The following is a 14,797-nucleotide window of genomic DNA, read 5'->3' on the forward strand; positions in this document are numbered from 1 at the left end:
ATTTTGTGTGGAATAAATCGCAAGTTCTTGAAATAGATCAGAAAATATCCAAGTACTGGGATGCCACGGCTGGCGCGGGCTGCAGCCTTGGCTCTACAGATTGTCCACAGCGTGATCCACGGAAAACGGGGGTAAGGCGGGAAAAGGGCGGGGCGCACGTCTGTGGGAGAAACTTGTGGGGGCGATTTCAATCGCTATGCAGGCCGCAGGCCTGCCCGCCGGAGCGACAAGGGCGCAACTGCGCGGCCCTTAGCGAATGAATTCGCCCCCACAGGGGAAGGAAGCGGGAGGCGTGGATCAGGCCCCCATCGCCGCACGGATATCCGCGGCCAATTCACGCACGCGATCCATCTCGGTGTCCCAGGAGCACATGAAGCGGGCACCACCGGCGCCAATGAAGGTATAGAAACGCCAGCCCTTGGCGCGCAGGTAGTCCAGCGCCGGCTCGGACATCTGCAGGAACACGCCGTTGGCTTCCACCGGGAACATCAGGCTCACGCCCGGTACGTCGGCAACCAGTTCGGCCAGCAGCTGGGCGCAGGCGTTGGCGTGCTTGCCGTAGTGCAGCCAGGCATCGTCCTGCAGCAGGCCAACCCAGGGAGCGGCGAGGAAGCGCATTTTCGAAGCCAGCTGGCCGGCCTGTTTGCAGCGGTAGTCGAAATCTTCGGCCAGCTCGCGATTGAAGAAGAGGATGGCCTCGCCTACTGCCATGCCGTTCTTGGTACCGCCAAAGCAGAGTACGTCCACCCCGGCCTTCCAGGTCAGGTCAGCCGGCGAGCAGCCGAGGAAGGCACAGGCATTGGAGAAGCGCGCTCCGTCCATGTGCAGGTTCAGGCCAAGCTCCTTGCACACCTGGCTGATGGCGCGGACTTCCTCAGGGCGGTAGACGGTGCCCACCTCGGTGGCCTGAGTGAGGGTGACCACGCGGGGTTTGGGGTAGTGGATATCCTGGCGTTTCAGGGCGATCTCGCGGATTGCCTCGGGGGTCAACTTGCCGTCGGTGGTCTTGGCCAGCAGCAGCTTGGACCCGTTGGAGAAGAATTCCGGCGCGCCGCATTCGTCGGTCTCGACGTGGGCGGTCTCGGAGCAGATCACGCTGTGGTAGCTCTGGCACAGAGAGGCAAGGGCGAGGGAGTTGGCCGCGGTGCCGTTGAAGGCGAAGAAGACTTCGCAGTCGGTTTCGAACAAGTCCCGGAAATGGTCGGCGGCCCGCGCGGTCCACTGGTCATCGCCATAGGCGCGTTCATGGCCACGATTGGCCTCGGCCATCGCGGCCCACGCTTCCGGGCAGATACCGGAGTAGTTGTCGCTGGCGAATTGCTGGGTCTGGTCGGTCATGTCCTGGTCCTTCTGTCCGTTCGCCTGCAGGCACAGGCGTATGGGGCCTAACTTTACGCCAGGTTGGACGCTTGGGATTCGTTAGAGGCGACATCCTTTTCCATGGCTGGCGCCTGGTCAGGCAAGGGGAACTCCCGAGGCCATCCAACCCTCAGAAACCAAGAGCCCGCCTCACGGCGACGCCCTGCCCAGGAAGGAGGAACCGACATGCGTTACCCGACCCTGATTGCCCTGTTCATCCCCGTGCTGGTCGGCCTGCCGGCCGTAGCCGCCGAATGGCCGAGCGGCGAGCGCGACCACTTCATTCAGGAGTGCAAGACCAGTGCCCAGGCCAATGTCCCCGGCGACAAGCTACAGCGTTATTGCAGTTGCGCCGCCGACCGCGTCAGCAGCGAGTTCAGCACCACCGAACTCGAAGTGTTGAAGACCCAGAAAACCCCCTTGCCCGAACAGACTCACCAACGCCTGATCAAGGTGTCCCAGTCCTGCCTGAGTCAGCTGAACGGCTGAACACAATCTGTTCGATCGGCTGCAGCCCAGGCATTTCGCGGGCTGCGTGGCCGCTCCCACAGTTTGTCCACAGGAACGTCCACGCTTTGTGGGGATAGCCGTCAGTCGACGGGCTGCCAGGCCAACGCCCGCGTGCGGACATCTTCCGGAAATGCCCGGGCCTTGCGTGCCAAGGTGTCCAGGTGCACGCCCACCAGGGTCGTGACGGCGGCGATCTCGCCGGTCTCGTCATTGCGCATCTCGTGGCAGAAGCGGATCGACTTGTCCTTCACTTCCAGCACCCGCGAGTGAATGGACACCACATCCCCGGCATGCAGCTCGCGGCGGTACTCGATCCGCTGTTCCACCGCCGCCATCCCGGCGTTCTCCCCGCGCAGGCGCGAAGGGGCCAGGCCCAACAGCGTGAAGAGCTGCCAGGTCGCTTCGTCGAACTTGCCGACGTACCACATCACGTTCATGTGACCCATGTGATCGCAATGCCAGGGATAGACGGCACCGCGGTAGGTCAGGGAATCACTCATGTCAGGCTGCCTCGTTCTGCCGGGAATGTTCAAAGTCCGCCAGCACCTGGGGGAACTGGTTGATCACGATGGAAAGATGCCCCTCTTGTGGGTAAAGGCGCAGGCTCGCGCGGGGCAAGCGCGCCTGGAGATAGCGCCCCATGGCCTCCGGTACGTGGCGGTCGAGGCCGCTCTGGTAGAGGTGCACGGGCGCCTGGATATCTTCCAGCGCGTAGGGACGGGGCGCGGCGATCAGCCCAGCTTCCAGGCAGGCACCGCGAATGCCTTGGCGATAGGCCTCGGCCAGAAAGGTCGCGAAGTCTTGCGCAGCCAGTGGATCATCTGTCAGCAACTGGCGATCCGGCTCTGCCAGAAGGCCAGCGAGGCCTTTCAGTGCGCGCTCCGGGGTGTGCAGGAACATCAGTCGATCCAGTGACAGCAGCGGGCTGGCCAAGTGGGGATGGAGGCGGGCAAGGCCGAACATCACCTTGAGAGCCGGCAATTGCGCCGTACGCAGTTCGGGGATGTCCATTGGTCCCATGCCGGCCAGCAGCCCGACGTAGTCCAGGCGCTGACCCATCTGATGGGCACAGGCCAGCGCATAGGGGCCACCGCAAGACACGCCGACCACGCCGAAGCGCCGATGGCTAAGGGTATCGGCCATGAAGGCCACGTCGTCGGCCCAGTCGAGGATGCTGCGACCAGCCTGGTAGTCGGACCAGCCGAAACCGGGCCGATCCGGCGCTACCAGGCAGACGTCGGCCGCCAGGGCTTGATCATGGTGCAGCGCGGCTTGCAGGCGGCTGCCGGGAAAACCGTGGAAGTAGTAGAGCGGGCGGCCTTCGCTGGCGCCGTAGAGCTGGTAGGCCAGGGTGCGGCCGTCTGGCAGCCGCAAGCGCCGGGGCCGGGCATCGGGTCGTGTCATGGGGAATTCGGTTCAGCGTTGGTTGCGGGCATGGGCCCCGGCAAGCAGCCGGTCGGTGGCGACGATGGCGCGGCTGTGCTGGCCCTCGCCAATCAGGCCGCCCTCGTCAAAGGCTTCGACCTTGAACAGGTAGAGTTTGCCTTCCTGACCGAGGAAGGTGGCGCGGGCCGATACGCGGACGCCCACCGGGGTGGCGCCGAGGTGGCGGATATCCACACCGACGCCCACCGAGAGCTGGCCGTCCTGCAGCAGGGGACGCATGCAGCGCGATGCGGCCAGCTCCATCAGGGCGATCATGCGTGAGGTGGCGAACACCTCGGGGAAATCGTCGTCAGGGGAGAGGGGCAGGGCCTTGGCGGTGTCGCTGGGCAGGACGATGAAATCAGCCTCTACCTGGGTGCCGGGATTCATGGGGCGGGTCTCCGTTGTTCTTGTGACTTGAACGTTAGCCTGGGTCTCGGGCTGCTCATAATTTGAACGGAAACTTTTATACCAGCAGCCAAAGCCGGGGGTGGCGCGGGTTACAAAATTTAAGCGTGCGTTTAATTTTCCCTGGGCTGTGCATTTACTGATCAGTTCCGGCAAAGGCCCCGGCCACCGGGCCCCTGGCCGGACGCTCACACCTTATCCACAAGCCCCTGCACAGATTCTGGGGGCAGCTCTTTCTACAAGTGGCTGAAATGGTTCAAGAATTGACCATTTGGCTGGAAGTGGCGCAGTGCCTGGGGCTGGGCGGTGGCTCTACAGCTTATCCACAGCATGATCCCCGGTTTCTGTGGGCGAGGGCGGTGCCCCCGTACATTTTCGGGTCGGATACGGACAGATTCTGCTGATGCCGGATCGGGAGAATCCTGTAGGGAAGGGCAGGCCTGCGGCCTGCAATCGCGATTGAAATCGCTCCCACAGATGTATTCGGGGAACCGGCATGGCTATCAGCGTGTTCGACCTGTTCAAGATCGGTATCGGCCCTTCCAGCTCGCACACCGTGGGCCCGATGCGGGCGGCGGCGCTGTTTGCCACGGCGCTGCGCGAGCGCGGCCTGCTGGAGCAGGTGACGCGGGTCGAGGTGCGCCTGTACGGCTCGCTGTCGGCCACCGGCGTCGGCCACGGCACCGACCGCGCGACCCTGGTCGGGCTGATGGGCGAATGGCCGGATCGGGTCGACCCGAAGCAGATCGCCCCGCGCATCGAGGCGCTGCAGGCGTCCCGCGAACTGCTGTTGGGCGGCAGCCACCCGGTGGCCTTCGACTGGCAGCGCGACCTGCTGCTGCTCGAGGAAAACTTGCCGTACCACCCCAACGCCATGACGCTGATCGTCGAAGGCGAGGCGGGTGAGCTGCACCGCGACACCTACTACTCCATCGGTGGCGGCTTCGTGGTCGACGAGGCCCAGGCCCGCTCCGGTCAGCTCGACCAGGACACCACCGAGCTGCCTTACGACTTCTCCAGCGCCGAAGAGCTGCTGGAACTCTGCCAGCGCCACAACCTGCGCATTGCCGAACTGATGCTGGCCAACGAGAAGGCCTGGCGCAGCGAGGCGGAGATCCGCGCCGGACTCCTGAAACTCTGGGACGCCATGCAGGAATGCGTGAGCAATGGTCTCGGCCACGAAGGCATCCTGCCCGGCGGGCTGAACGTGCGCCGGCGTGCCGCCAAGCTGCACCGCAGCCTGCAGGAACTGGGCAAGCCGAACGTGATCGGCAGCACCATGAGCGCCATGGAATGGGTGAACCTCTACGCCCTGGCGGTGAACGAGGAAAACGCCGCCGGCGGGCGCATGGTCACCGCGCCCACCAACGGCGCGGCGGGGATCATCCCGGCGGTGCTGCACTACTACATGCGCTTCAACCCCGAGGCCACCGAAGACGACGTGGTGAACTTCTTCCTCGGCGCGGCGGCGGTGGGCATCCTGTGCAAGAAGAACGCGTCCATCTCGGGTGCCGAAGTGGGCTGCCAGGGCGAAGTCGGCTCAGCCTGCGCGATGGCGGCGGCGGGGCTGGCGGAAGTGCTGGGGGCGACCCCGGCGCAGCTGGAGAATGCCGCCGAGATCGGCCTGGAGCACAACCTCGGGCTGACCTGCGACCCGGTGGGCGGGCTGGTGCAGGTGCCGTGCATCGAGCGCAACGCGATTGCCGCGGTGAAGGCGATCAACGCGGCGCAGATGGCGCTGCGCGGCGATGGCGAGCACTTCATCTCGCTGGACCGGGTGATCCGCACCATGCGCGACACCGGCGCCGACATGCACGACAAATACAAGGAAACCTCGCGCGGTGGTCTGGCCGTGAGTGCCGTGGAGTGCTGATGCCATGAGCGCCTTCCAGACTCTTGCCAAGCCCCTGCAGCGCCTCGAATCCATCGGCTTCCTGCTGCTGGACGAATTCAGCCTGATCGCCCTGGCCGGTGCGCTGGAGTCGTTGCGGCTGGCCAACCAGTTGTCCGCAACGGGCCTCTATCGCTGGTGCACCCTGACTTGCGACGGCACCCCGGTGCGCGCCGACAACGGCATGCAACTGACGCCCGAAGGCAGCCTCGCCGAGGCACGCGAACTGGACGCCCTGATCCTCTGCGGCGGCGACGGCGCGCCACTCGCCGACTCCGGATTGCTCGCGCAACTCCGCGACCTGTCTGCCCACGGCGTGAAGCTGGGTGCCCTGGGGTCTGCCCGCGCTGTGCTGGCCGAGGCCGGTCTGCTTCAGGACGGCGAAAGTATTCCGGCCTGGGCCAGCCGGCTGACCCTGCGCGATGCCCTCGCCAGCGCGCAGCCCAAGCTGCAGGAAGTGATCGCGTTGATGGAGGCCAACCTGGAAGAGCCCATCGAACTGGATGATCTGGCCAGCTTCATCGAGCTGTCGCGGCGCCAATTGGAAAGGCTGTTCCAGAAGTACCTGTGCTGCTCGCCATCACGCTACTACCTCAAGCTGCGCCTGCTGCGTGCCCGTCAGCTCCTGCGCCAGACCGCCCTGCCGGTGGTGCAGGTGGCCTTCGGCTGCGGCTTCGTCTCCGCGCAGAATTTCTCCAAGTGCTACCGCGAGCACTTCGGCATCCCGCCCAGCAACGAGCGGCTGGACAAGCCGCAGCTCTGCCGCAGCGCCATGCACTGATACCGAGTGGCACCACCTTAGGGCCCGCCCGTGCCTGGCAGCACGGTTCGGGCCTGTTTTTTTGGTGGGTCTGTTGGCGACTTCCTTGTAGGGGCGAATTCATTCGCCAAGCAGACCAAAGGCCTGCCAATGGGACTTTCAGGCGGGGCAGCTGTGCTGCCCTTGGCGAATGAATTCGCCCCTACAGAAGAGCAGTCCGCGCCTACCGGCTAGCCCGAGTCGACCCCATTTCCCTCACCCAACCCTCGCCTTCCGGGAGAGGGTGACCTGGCCTCAGAGCGCCCCAGCGGATCTGACCAATTTCGGGTCGGATTCGTACAAAAGATGGTGGGGGGCTTCTGTTGCAATGCTTTCCAACGGCCCACCAGCCCGGTGTGTCGAGTCAGTGGAAAACAACAAGGGTTCACCGCCATGCAAATGCCCAAGACACTCCGCATCCGTAACGGCGACAAGGTTCGCTCCACCTTCTCCGCCCAGGAATACGCCAACCGCCAAGCCAAGCTGCGCGCTCATCTGGCAGCGGAGAACATCGACGCCGCGATCTTCACCTCGTACCACAACATCAATTACTACTCCGACTTCCTCTACTGCTCCTTCGGCCGCCCCTATGCCCTGGTGGTCACCCAGGACGACGTCATCAGCATCAGCGCCAACATCGACGGTGGCCAGCCGTGGCGCCGCACCGTCGGCACCGACAACATCGTCTACACCGATTGGCAGCGCGATAACTACTTTGTCGCCATCCAGCAGGCCCTGCCCAAGGCCCGCCGCATCGGCATCGAACACGACCACCTGAACCTGCAGAACCGCGACAAGCTGGCCGCCCGCTATCCAGAGGCCGAACTGGTCGACGTGGCCGCCGCTTGCATGCGCATGCGCATGATCAAGTCCGCCGAAGAGCACGTGATGATCCGTCACGGCGCGCGCATCGCCGACATCGGTGGCGCGGCGGTGGTGGAAGCGCTGCGTGACCAGGTGCCGGAGTATGAAGTGGCGCTGCACGCCACCCAGGCCATGGTCCGCGCCATTGCCGACACCTTCGACGAAGTGGAGCTGATGGACACCTGGACCTGGTTCCAGTCCGGCATCAACACTGACGGTGCGCACAATCCGGTGACCACCCGCAAGGTGAACAAGGGCGACATCCTCAGCCTCAACTGCTTCCCGATGATCGCCGGCTACTACACCGCGCTGGAGCGCACCCTGTTCCTCGACCATTGCTCCGACGACCACCTGCGGCTGTGGCAGGTCAACGTCGAGGTGCACGAAGCCGGCCTCAAGCTGATCAAGCCCGGTGCGCGCTGCAGCGATATCGCCCGCGAGCTGAACGAGATATTCCTCAAGCACGACGTGCTGCAGTACCGCACCTTTGGCTACGGCCACTCCTTCGGCACCCTCAGCCACTACTACGGCCGCGAGGCCGGGCTGGAGCTGCGAGAGGACATCGACACGGTGCTGGAGCCGGGCATGGTGGTGTCCATGGAACCGATGATCATGCTGCCGGAGGGCCTGCCGGGCTCCGGTGGCTACCGCGAGCACGACATCCTGATCGTCAATGAGAACGGTGCCGAAAACATCACCAAGTTCCCCTACGGCCCGGAGAAAAACATCATCCGCAAGTGATCCAGACCACGCCCGCGCAGAGCCGACCTCCTGCGCGGGCCGTGGTTTTGCCTCACCACAACAAGAATCGACGCGCGGCATTCACGGGGCCCATGCCCCGCGCACGCGCCGCCCTTTGACTACCCGCTGCCGAACTAACACGACATAACAATAGAGGTACAGGCAATGGTCAGGTTTATTGCAGGAACGCTCCTCCGGGGAGCGGCCGACAGTGTGTCCTTCAACAACGGTCGGGGCGCTCCCGTCCATACTCCAGTCTTCCAGGCGCACCTCCCGATCGACGGAGGTGCCCAATGAGTACATCCAACCAGACCCTGGCCTATGGCCAGTCCGACAGCCAGATGGCCAGCATCGAGCGCAGCACCCTCCGCCGCGCGGCGACCGCCAGCTTCATGGGCAACTTCGTGGAGTGGTTCGACTACGCCGCCTACGGCTATCTGGCCGCGGTGATCGCAGTCGTGTTCTTCCCTGCCACCGACAAGACCACCGGCCTGCTGGCGGCTTTCGCGGTGTTCGCCATTTCGTTCATCGTCCGCCCCATCGGCGGCATCGTCTGGGGCCATATCGGCGACCGTTACGGCCGGCGTAACGCCCTGTCCCTGTCCATCCTCATCATGTCTGGCGCCACTTTCTGCATCGCGCTGCTGCCGACCTACGCCCAGGTGGGCATGTTCGCGCCGCTGCTGCTCCTGCTGATCCGCCTGGTGCAGGGCTTCTCCGCCTCCGGAGAATACGCCGGCGCGGCGGCCTTCCTCGCCGAGTACGCGCCAGACAACAAGCGCGGTTTCTACACCTGCCTGGTGCCGGCCAGTACGGCGGCGGGGTTGCTGTTCGGTTCGCTGTTCGCGGCACTGCTCTATTCGCAGCTCGATACCGAGCAACTGCACAGCTGGGGCTGGCGTATTCCGTTCCTGTTGGCCGCTCCGCTGGGCCTGATTGGCCGCTACATTCGCCTGCACCTGCAGGACACCCCCAAGTTCCGCGAAATGGAACAGGCGATGGAGAAGAAGGAAGCCGAGCACAAAGTGCCGATCCGCGAACTCATGGGCGTGCACCGCAGGAAGGTGCTGGTGGCCATTGGCGTCACCTGCCTCAACGCGGTGGCCTTCTACCTGATCCTCAGCTACATGCCGACCTATCTATCCACCGAGATGGGCATGAACGAAACCGATTCCTTCCTGGCGTCTACCGTGTCGCTGGCGACCTACATCGGTTTCATCTTCCTGATGGGCAAGCTGTCCGACCGCTTCGGCCGCAAAACCATGCTGATCGGTGCGTCGCTGCTGTTCCTGGGGCTCACGGTGCCGCTGTTCGGTCTGCTCGAAGGGCAGGGCTTCGCCTTCATCCTGCTGATCCAGATCGCCTTCGGGCTGATGTTGGCAATGAACGACGGCACCCTGCCGTGCTTCCTCGCCGAGGTCTTCCCGACACGAGTGCGCTACAGCGGCTTCGCCTTCAGCTTCAACACGGCCAATGCCCTGTTCGGCGGCACCGCGCCTTTCATCGCCACCTGGTTGATCAGCCAGACCGGCGACAAGCTCGCACCGGCCTGGATGCTGGTGGCAGCGGCGGCCGTGGCCCTGCTGGCGATGCTGTGCATCTGCGAGACGGCGCACCGCGCACTGGCGGACGACTGAGGACTGGCGATCCTGCCAACTTCGGGTCGGATACGTACAAAAGTCGGCCATTCACTTCTGCTGCAATGCCATGAGCGGAAGTCCGTCTGGCGCCGACAATTCCTGGAGTATTTCGATGAGCAAGAGTGTTTTTGTAGGTGAGCTGACCTGGAAGGAGTACGAGGCGCGTGTCGCGGCAGGTGACTGCGTGCTCATGCTGCCGGTCGGCGCCCTGGAACAGCACGGCCATCACATGTGCATGAACGTCGATGTGCTGCTGCCCACGGCGGTGTGCAAGCGGGTCGCCGAGCGCATTGGTGCGCTGGTCATGCCGGGGCTGCAGTACGGCTACAAGTCCCAGCAGAAGTCCGGCGGCGGCAATCACTTCCCCGGCACCACCAGCCTGGATGGCGCCACCCTGACTGGCACGGTGCAGGACATCATCCGCGAGCTGGCGCGCCATGGTGCGCGTCGCCTGGTACTGATGAACGGCCACTACGAAAATTCCATGTTCATCGTCGAAGGCATCGACCTCGCCCTGCGCGAGCTGCGCTATGCCGGCATCCAGGACTTCAAAGTGGTGGTGCTCTCCTACTGGGACTTCGTCAAGGACCCGGCTGTGATCCAGCAGCTCTATCCCGAGGGCTTCCTCGGCTGGGACATCGAGCACGGCGGCGTCTTCGAGACCTCCCTGATGCTGGCTTTGTACCCGGACCTGGTGGACCTGGACCGCGTCGTCGATCACCCACCTGCAACCTTCCCACCCTATGACGTGTTTCCGGTCGACCCGGCCCGTACGCCGGCGCCGGGCACTCTGTCGTCGGCGAAGACGGCCAGCCGAGAGAAGGGCGAGTTGATCCTGGAGGTCTGCGTCCAGGGCATTGCCGACGCTATCCGCGAGGAGTTCCCGCCCACCTGACGAGGCATTGCGCCACCCCGAACAGAACAAGCGACTTCACAATTACAACAAGTGACCGCCGCGGCGGTTCGCGAGGAAGTTTCAGCTATGTCGAATTCAGACGCGCACAAAGAGTACGGACTCAATCAGGTCAAACCGGCGGAGCGCAGCTTCGGCTTCGGCGACACCGTGTGGACCTGGTTCGGTTCCGGCATCAACACCGGTTCCTGGTTTTTCGGCGGCATGGCCGCTTCACTGGGCATGGTCTTCGTCCTGCAGTACAGCCTCCTCTGGCTACCGTTGATGATGATTCCATGGGCGGCAGTGGCCTATATCGGCTACCGCTACGGTGCCAGTACGGCCGTGGTGGCCCGTCCCGCCCTGGGCACCAAGGGGTCGCGCCTGACCGGCGTGGCCCAGTTCCTGGTGCTGATCGGCTGGCCCAGCGTGAACAGCTTCATTGCCGCTATTTCCCTCACCCACGTGTTCGGCGCAGCGTTCGGCTGGCCGACCTTCGGCCAGCCCGGCTCGGCGGGACCGATGGTGCTCGGCATACTGCTGACCGCCGTGGCGCAGGGCATCATCACCTTCCTTGGCCATGAGGCGATCCGCTATCTGGAGCGCGTGGCAGGCGTGCTGCTGCTGGTGCTCGGTGTCTGGGTCAGCTACATCGTGCTGTCGCAGTGGGATCTGGGTGAGCTGATGGCGTTCAAGGTGGCGAACCCGGCCCACTCGGTGGCCTTCTACATTGACCTGGCCTTCGGTTTCTCCTGGACCTGGGCCCAGGTGGCGGACTTCTCACGCTTCGCCAAGACCGGCAAGGCTGCCACCGTGGGCAGTTGGCTGGGGCTCAACGTAGGGCAGGGCTGGTTCATGCTGATCGGCGCCATCGGCACGATCGGGGTGGCACTGCAAACCGGCAGCATCGACCCCAACAACTCCGACCCCAGCTCCACCCTGGCTACCCTGGGGCTAGGCCTGGTGTCCTTCCTGGTGCTGATCTTCGCCACCGTCAGCACCAACGTCACCGTGCTCTACGGCTCCGGCATGGGGCTGCTGGGGGCGTTCAAGAGCCTGACCCCGAAAAAGGCCCTGGCGATTATCGTTGTGCTCCAGCTGGCGCTGTGCTTCGTGCCCATGGCCTTTGACTCCTTCCTGCATTACTTCGAGACCTTCCTCGGCGTCATCGGCGGCCTGTTCATCCCGCTCTGGACCATCATCCTGGTCGACTACTTCTGCGTGCGCGGCAAGCGCATCAGCGACCGCGACCTCTTTGCCGAGTCCGGCGGCGCCTATTACGGCAGCAATGGCTGGAACCCGGCGGGTATCACTGCGCTGGTGCTAGGTTTTGCGGTGTACTTCGTGTTGGCCCATGTGTTCAAGGACGTAGCCGAGCAGATCACCGCGAGCTTCCCCGCCATCCTGGTATCAGGGCTGGCCTATTGGCTGTTGGCAAAGAAGCCGGTAGTGGCCCTGAGCGGAGGAGTTGAACAGGACGCTTGACGCGCGAGGTACGGAAATGAAAACGCCGCCCCCGAGAGGAGGGCGGCGTTTTTGTTTTCGGCGAGGTTCAAGGCGACTCCCTTGCAGTGGCGAATGAGTTCGCCCCTGCAGTTCTCGGTCGACGATCAGGAGTGCAAGGGACTCTGCTTGCGCTCGCCGCGCGGCGAGTGGCCGAAGAAGCGGCTGTAGCACTTGGAGAAGTGCGCCGGTGAGGCGAAGCCGCAGGCCAGGGCAATGTCGCGGACCTGCGACTCGCTGCGCAGCAGCAGGTCGCGGGCGCGGTTCAGGCGCAGTTCCAGGTAGTACTGGCTGGGGGTGCGGTCCAGGTACTTGTGGAACAAGCGTTCCAGTTGGCGCACCGACACTTCGTTGAGCTGCGCCAGTTCTTCCAGTTCCAGGGGTTCTTCCAGGTTGGCTTCCATGATTGCGACGATCTGGCTCAGCTTCGGCTGTGCGTGGCCGAGCTTCTGCCGCAAGGGGATGCGCTGCTGTTCGCGGGCGCTGCGCATGCGGTCGCAGAGCAGCAGTTCGGCAGCGCGGGTGGCGATCTCCACGCCACCCGGCTCACGGGCGATCAGTTGCAGGGTCATGTCCATGGACGCCGTGCCGCCGGAGCAGGTGTAACGGTCGCGATCCAGCTCGAACAGCTGGTTGGAGATGACGATGCCGGGGAACTTGTCCTTCACCTGCTCGATGTCTTCCCAGTGCACCGTGCAGCGATAGCCCTTGAGCAGCTCAGCGCTGGCCAGCAGGTGGCTGCCGGTGCAGATTCCGCCCAGTGCCACGTCGTGCTGGGCCAGCTTGCGCACCCAGTTGAGCAGGCGCCGGTCATAGCGGGTCGGCATGGGGTTGGAGCCGACGACGAACAGGGCATCCAGTTCGGGGGCGTCGTCAAGGCTGTGATCGGGAACCACGCGCATGCCGTTGCTGGCCTGCACTGGTTCGTGGTCGGCGGCGATCAGCAAGGTGTGGAACAGGGTGCGCTTGGCGGCCAGGTTGGCCATGCGCAGGGTCTCGATCGCCGAGGCGAAGCCGATGGTGGTGAAGTTGGGGATCAGCAGAAAGCCGAAGGTCTTCACTGCGGCCGGCCGGGGCTGGGCCTGGAATTCGTCGACGGACGGCGCCGCAAGGTTTGCAACAGCCATTGGTTCTTCCTCCGCTGCATCGACTGTCGTTTTTGGGTATTGGCGGGTGAGGCAGAAGTCGAAGTGCAGTTCTGTCTTTTTATTGTTTTGCGGCGCTGGAGCGGGCCGGCGCCGGGGTCCAGCTTACACCCATTCCAGCCCTGCATCAGCGGCGTCCCTGCCCGACATCCGGGGTTCAGCGAGGCGGTCTCCGGTAATCGAACGGTATTCCTTCGCCGGCAGGGTAGGTTTGGGCATTTACACGTCGCAAACAGGCAAACGGGGTGTCGGGCTAACTCGCACAATCGGCCCCAACAGGCAGATACCGACAGCCCTCCAGTGGTCGGTTCCGGGCCCCAAAACAACAGAGACGACAGCGGGTTGTCGCAGGAGATCATCGATGTTCAGCAAGCAAGACCAGATCCAGGGTTACGACGACGAACTGTTCAGCGCGATGCAGGAAGAAGAGCACCGTCAGGAAGACCACATCGAGCTGATCGCCTCGGAGAACTACACCAGCAAGCGCGTGATGGAAGCCCAGGGCAGCGGCCTGACCAACAAGTACGCCGAAGGCTATCCGGGCAAGCGTTACTACGGCGGCTGCGAGTTCGTCGACAAGGTCGAGCAGCTGGCCATCGACCGCGCCAAGCAACTGTTCGGCGCCGACTACGCCAACGTCCAGCCGCACTCCGGTTCCCAGGCCAACAGCGCCGTCTACCTGGCCCTGCTGAACGCCGGCGACACCATCCTCGGCATGAGCCTGGCCCACGGCGGCCACCTGACCCACGGCGCCAAGGTGTCGTCTTCCGGCAAGCTGTACAACGCTGTGCAATACGGTCTTGATACCGCCACCGGCCTGATCGACTACGACGAGGTCGAGCGCCTGGCTGTCGAGCACAAGCCGAAGATGATCGTTGCCGGCTTCTCCGCCTACTCCAAGACCCTCGACTTCCCGCGCTTCCGTGCCATCGCCGACAAGGTGGGTGCGCTGCTGTTCGTCGACATGGCCCACGTCGCCGGCCTGGTCGCCGCCGGCCTGTACCCCAACCCGCTGCCCTACGCCGATGTGGTTACCACCACCACCCACAAGACCCTGCGCGGTCCGCGTGGCGGCCTGATCCTGGCCAAGTCCAACGAAGAGATCGAGAAGAAGCTGAACTCCGCCGTATTCCCCGGCGCCCAGGGCGGCCCGCTGATGCACGTGATCGCCGCCAAGGCCGTGTGCTTCAAGGAAGCGCTGGAACCCGGCTTCAAGGATTACCAGGCCCAGGTGATCAACAACGCCCAGGCCATGGCCAAGGTGTTCATCGATCGCGGCTACGACGTGGTGTCCGGCGGTACTGACAACCACCTGTTCCTGGTCAGCCTGATCAAGCAGGGCAAGACCGGCAAGGAAGCGGACGCCGCCCTTGGCCGCGCCGGCATCACCGTGAACAAGAACGCCGTACCGAACGACCCACAGTCGCCTTTCGTGACCTCGGGCATTCGCATCGGCACCCCGGCCATCACCAGCCGTGGCTTCAAGGAATCGCAGAGCACCGAACTGGCTGGCTGGATCTGCGACATCCTCGACCACCTCGGCGATGCCGACGTCGAAGCCCAGGTGGCCAAGCAGGTTGCCGGCCTCTGCGCCGACTTCCCCGTCTACCGCTGATCCAG

Annotated in this window: 12 protein-coding genes and 1 pseudogene; 8 read left to right on the forward strand and 5 right to left on the reverse strand. The window is 64.1% G+C overall.

The genetic code is table 11. The annotated features are described in order from the left end of the window. Nucleotides 1–297 precede the first annotated feature (297 nt). Complete coding sequence (locus tag SA496_RS28045; protein WP_120653459.1) at nucleotides 298–1,338, reverse strand: threonine aldolase family protein; 1,041 nt, start codon at nucleotides 1,336–1,338, stop codon at nucleotides 298–300. A 207-nt stretch (nucleotides 1,339–1,545) separates the two neighbouring features. Here SA496_RS28045 and SA496_RS28050 point away from each other — a divergent pair, with 207 nt between their 5' ends. Continuing rightward, nucleotides 1,546–1,848: a hypothetical protein gene (locus SA496_RS28050; RefSeq protein WP_120653458.1), complete on the forward strand. Its 303-nt coding sequence runs from the start codon at nucleotides 1,546–1,548 to the stop codon at nucleotides 1,846–1,848. Between the two features lie 101 nt (nucleotides 1,849–1,949). Here the strand turns inward: SA496_RS28050 and SA496_RS28055 are convergent, their stop codons facing one another. From SA496_RS28055 to SA496_RS28065, 3 genes are read right to left on the reverse strand one after another with little or no spacing between them, the layout of a single operon-like run. Beyond that, nucleotides 1,950–2,369: an acyl-CoA thioesterase gene (locus SA496_RS28055; RefSeq protein ID WP_120653457.1), complete on the reverse strand. Its 420-nt coding sequence runs from the start codon at nucleotides 2,367–2,369 to the stop codon at nucleotides 1,950–1,952. A gap of 1 nt (nucleotide 2,370) precedes the next feature. After that, nucleotides 2,371–3,273, reverse strand: coding sequence for an alpha/beta fold hydrolase (locus SA496_RS28060; protein WP_330114797.1), 903 nt, complete (start codon nucleotides 3,271–3,273; stop codon nucleotides 2,371–2,373). Nucleotides 3,274–3,285: 12 nt separating this feature from the next. Next, nucleotides 3,286–3,684, reverse strand: a complete 399-nt coding sequence (locus SA496_RS28065; protein ID WP_120653455.1) for a thioesterase family protein — start codon at nucleotides 3,682–3,684, stop codon at nucleotides 3,286–3,288. A gap of 514 nt (nucleotides 3,685–4,198) precedes the next feature. On the opposite strand from SA496_RS28065, the gene SA496_RS28070 reads away from it, so the two are divergent. The 6 genes and pseudogenes from SA496_RS28070 to SA496_RS28095 all read left to right on the forward strand — a co-directional run bounded on the left by SA496_RS28070 (nucleotide 4,199) and on the right by SA496_RS28095 (nucleotide 12,014). Next, nucleotides 4,199–5,575, forward strand: a complete 1,377-nt coding sequence (locus SA496_RS28070; RefSeq protein WP_330114798.1) for an L-serine ammonia-lyase — start codon at nucleotides 4,199–4,201, stop codon at nucleotides 5,573–5,575. A 328-nt stretch (nucleotides 5,576–5,903) separates the two neighbouring features. Beyond that, a pseudogene (locus SA496_RS29395) lies at nucleotides 5,904–6,347 on the forward strand (helix-turn-helix domain-containing protein); the annotation flags it as partial. A gap of 438 nt (nucleotides 6,348–6,785) precedes the next feature. Continuing rightward, complete coding sequence (locus tag SA496_RS28080) at nucleotides 6,786–7,997, forward strand: M24 family metallopeptidase (RefSeq protein ID WP_330114800.1); 1,212 nt, start codon at nucleotides 6,786–6,788, stop codon at nucleotides 7,995–7,997. Between the two features lie 293 nt (nucleotides 7,998–8,290). Beyond that, nucleotides 8,291–9,634 (forward strand): MFS transporter, encoded by a 1,344-nt coding sequence (locus SA496_RS28085; protein ID WP_330114801.1) that lies wholly within the window; start codon nucleotides 8,291–8,293, stop codon nucleotides 9,632–9,634. A gap of 115 nt (nucleotides 9,635–9,749) precedes the next feature. Beyond that, nucleotides 9,750–10,532: a creatininase gene (locus SA496_RS28090; protein WP_120653449.1), complete on the forward strand. Its 783-nt coding sequence runs from the start codon at nucleotides 9,750–9,752 to the stop codon at nucleotides 10,530–10,532. A gap of 87 nt (nucleotides 10,533–10,619) precedes the next feature. Next, on the forward strand, nucleotides 10,620–12,014 hold the full coding sequence (locus tag SA496_RS28095) for a purine-cytosine permease family protein (RefSeq protein WP_330114802.1): 1,395 nt from the start codon (nucleotides 10,620–10,622) through the stop codon (nucleotides 12,012–12,014). Between the two features lie 125 nt (nucleotides 12,015–12,139). Here SA496_RS28095 and SA496_RS28100 read toward each other — a convergent pair whose 3' ends face one another. Continuing rightward, entirely contained in the window at nucleotides 12,140–13,159 is a 1,020-nt protein-coding gene (locus SA496_RS28100) for a GlxA family transcriptional regulator (RefSeq protein WP_120653447.1), read from the reverse strand. Nucleotides 13,160–13,538: 379 nt separating this feature from the next. On the opposite strand from SA496_RS28100, the gene glyA reads away from it, so the two are divergent. Then, nucleotides 13,539–14,792 carry a serine hydroxymethyltransferase gene (gene glyA / locus SA496_RS28105; protein ID WP_120653446.1) on the forward strand — a complete coding sequence of 418 codons (1,254 nt, stop codon included), beginning with the start codon at nucleotides 13,539–13,541 and terminating at the stop codon, nucleotides 14,790–14,792. Nucleotides 14,793–14,797: the final 5 nt, after the last annotated feature.

The organism is Pseudomonas sp. JS3066 (assembly GCF_036328175.1).
Taxonomy (GTDB): Bacteria; Pseudomonadota; Gammaproteobacteria; order Pseudomonadales; family Pseudomonadaceae; genus Metapseudomonas.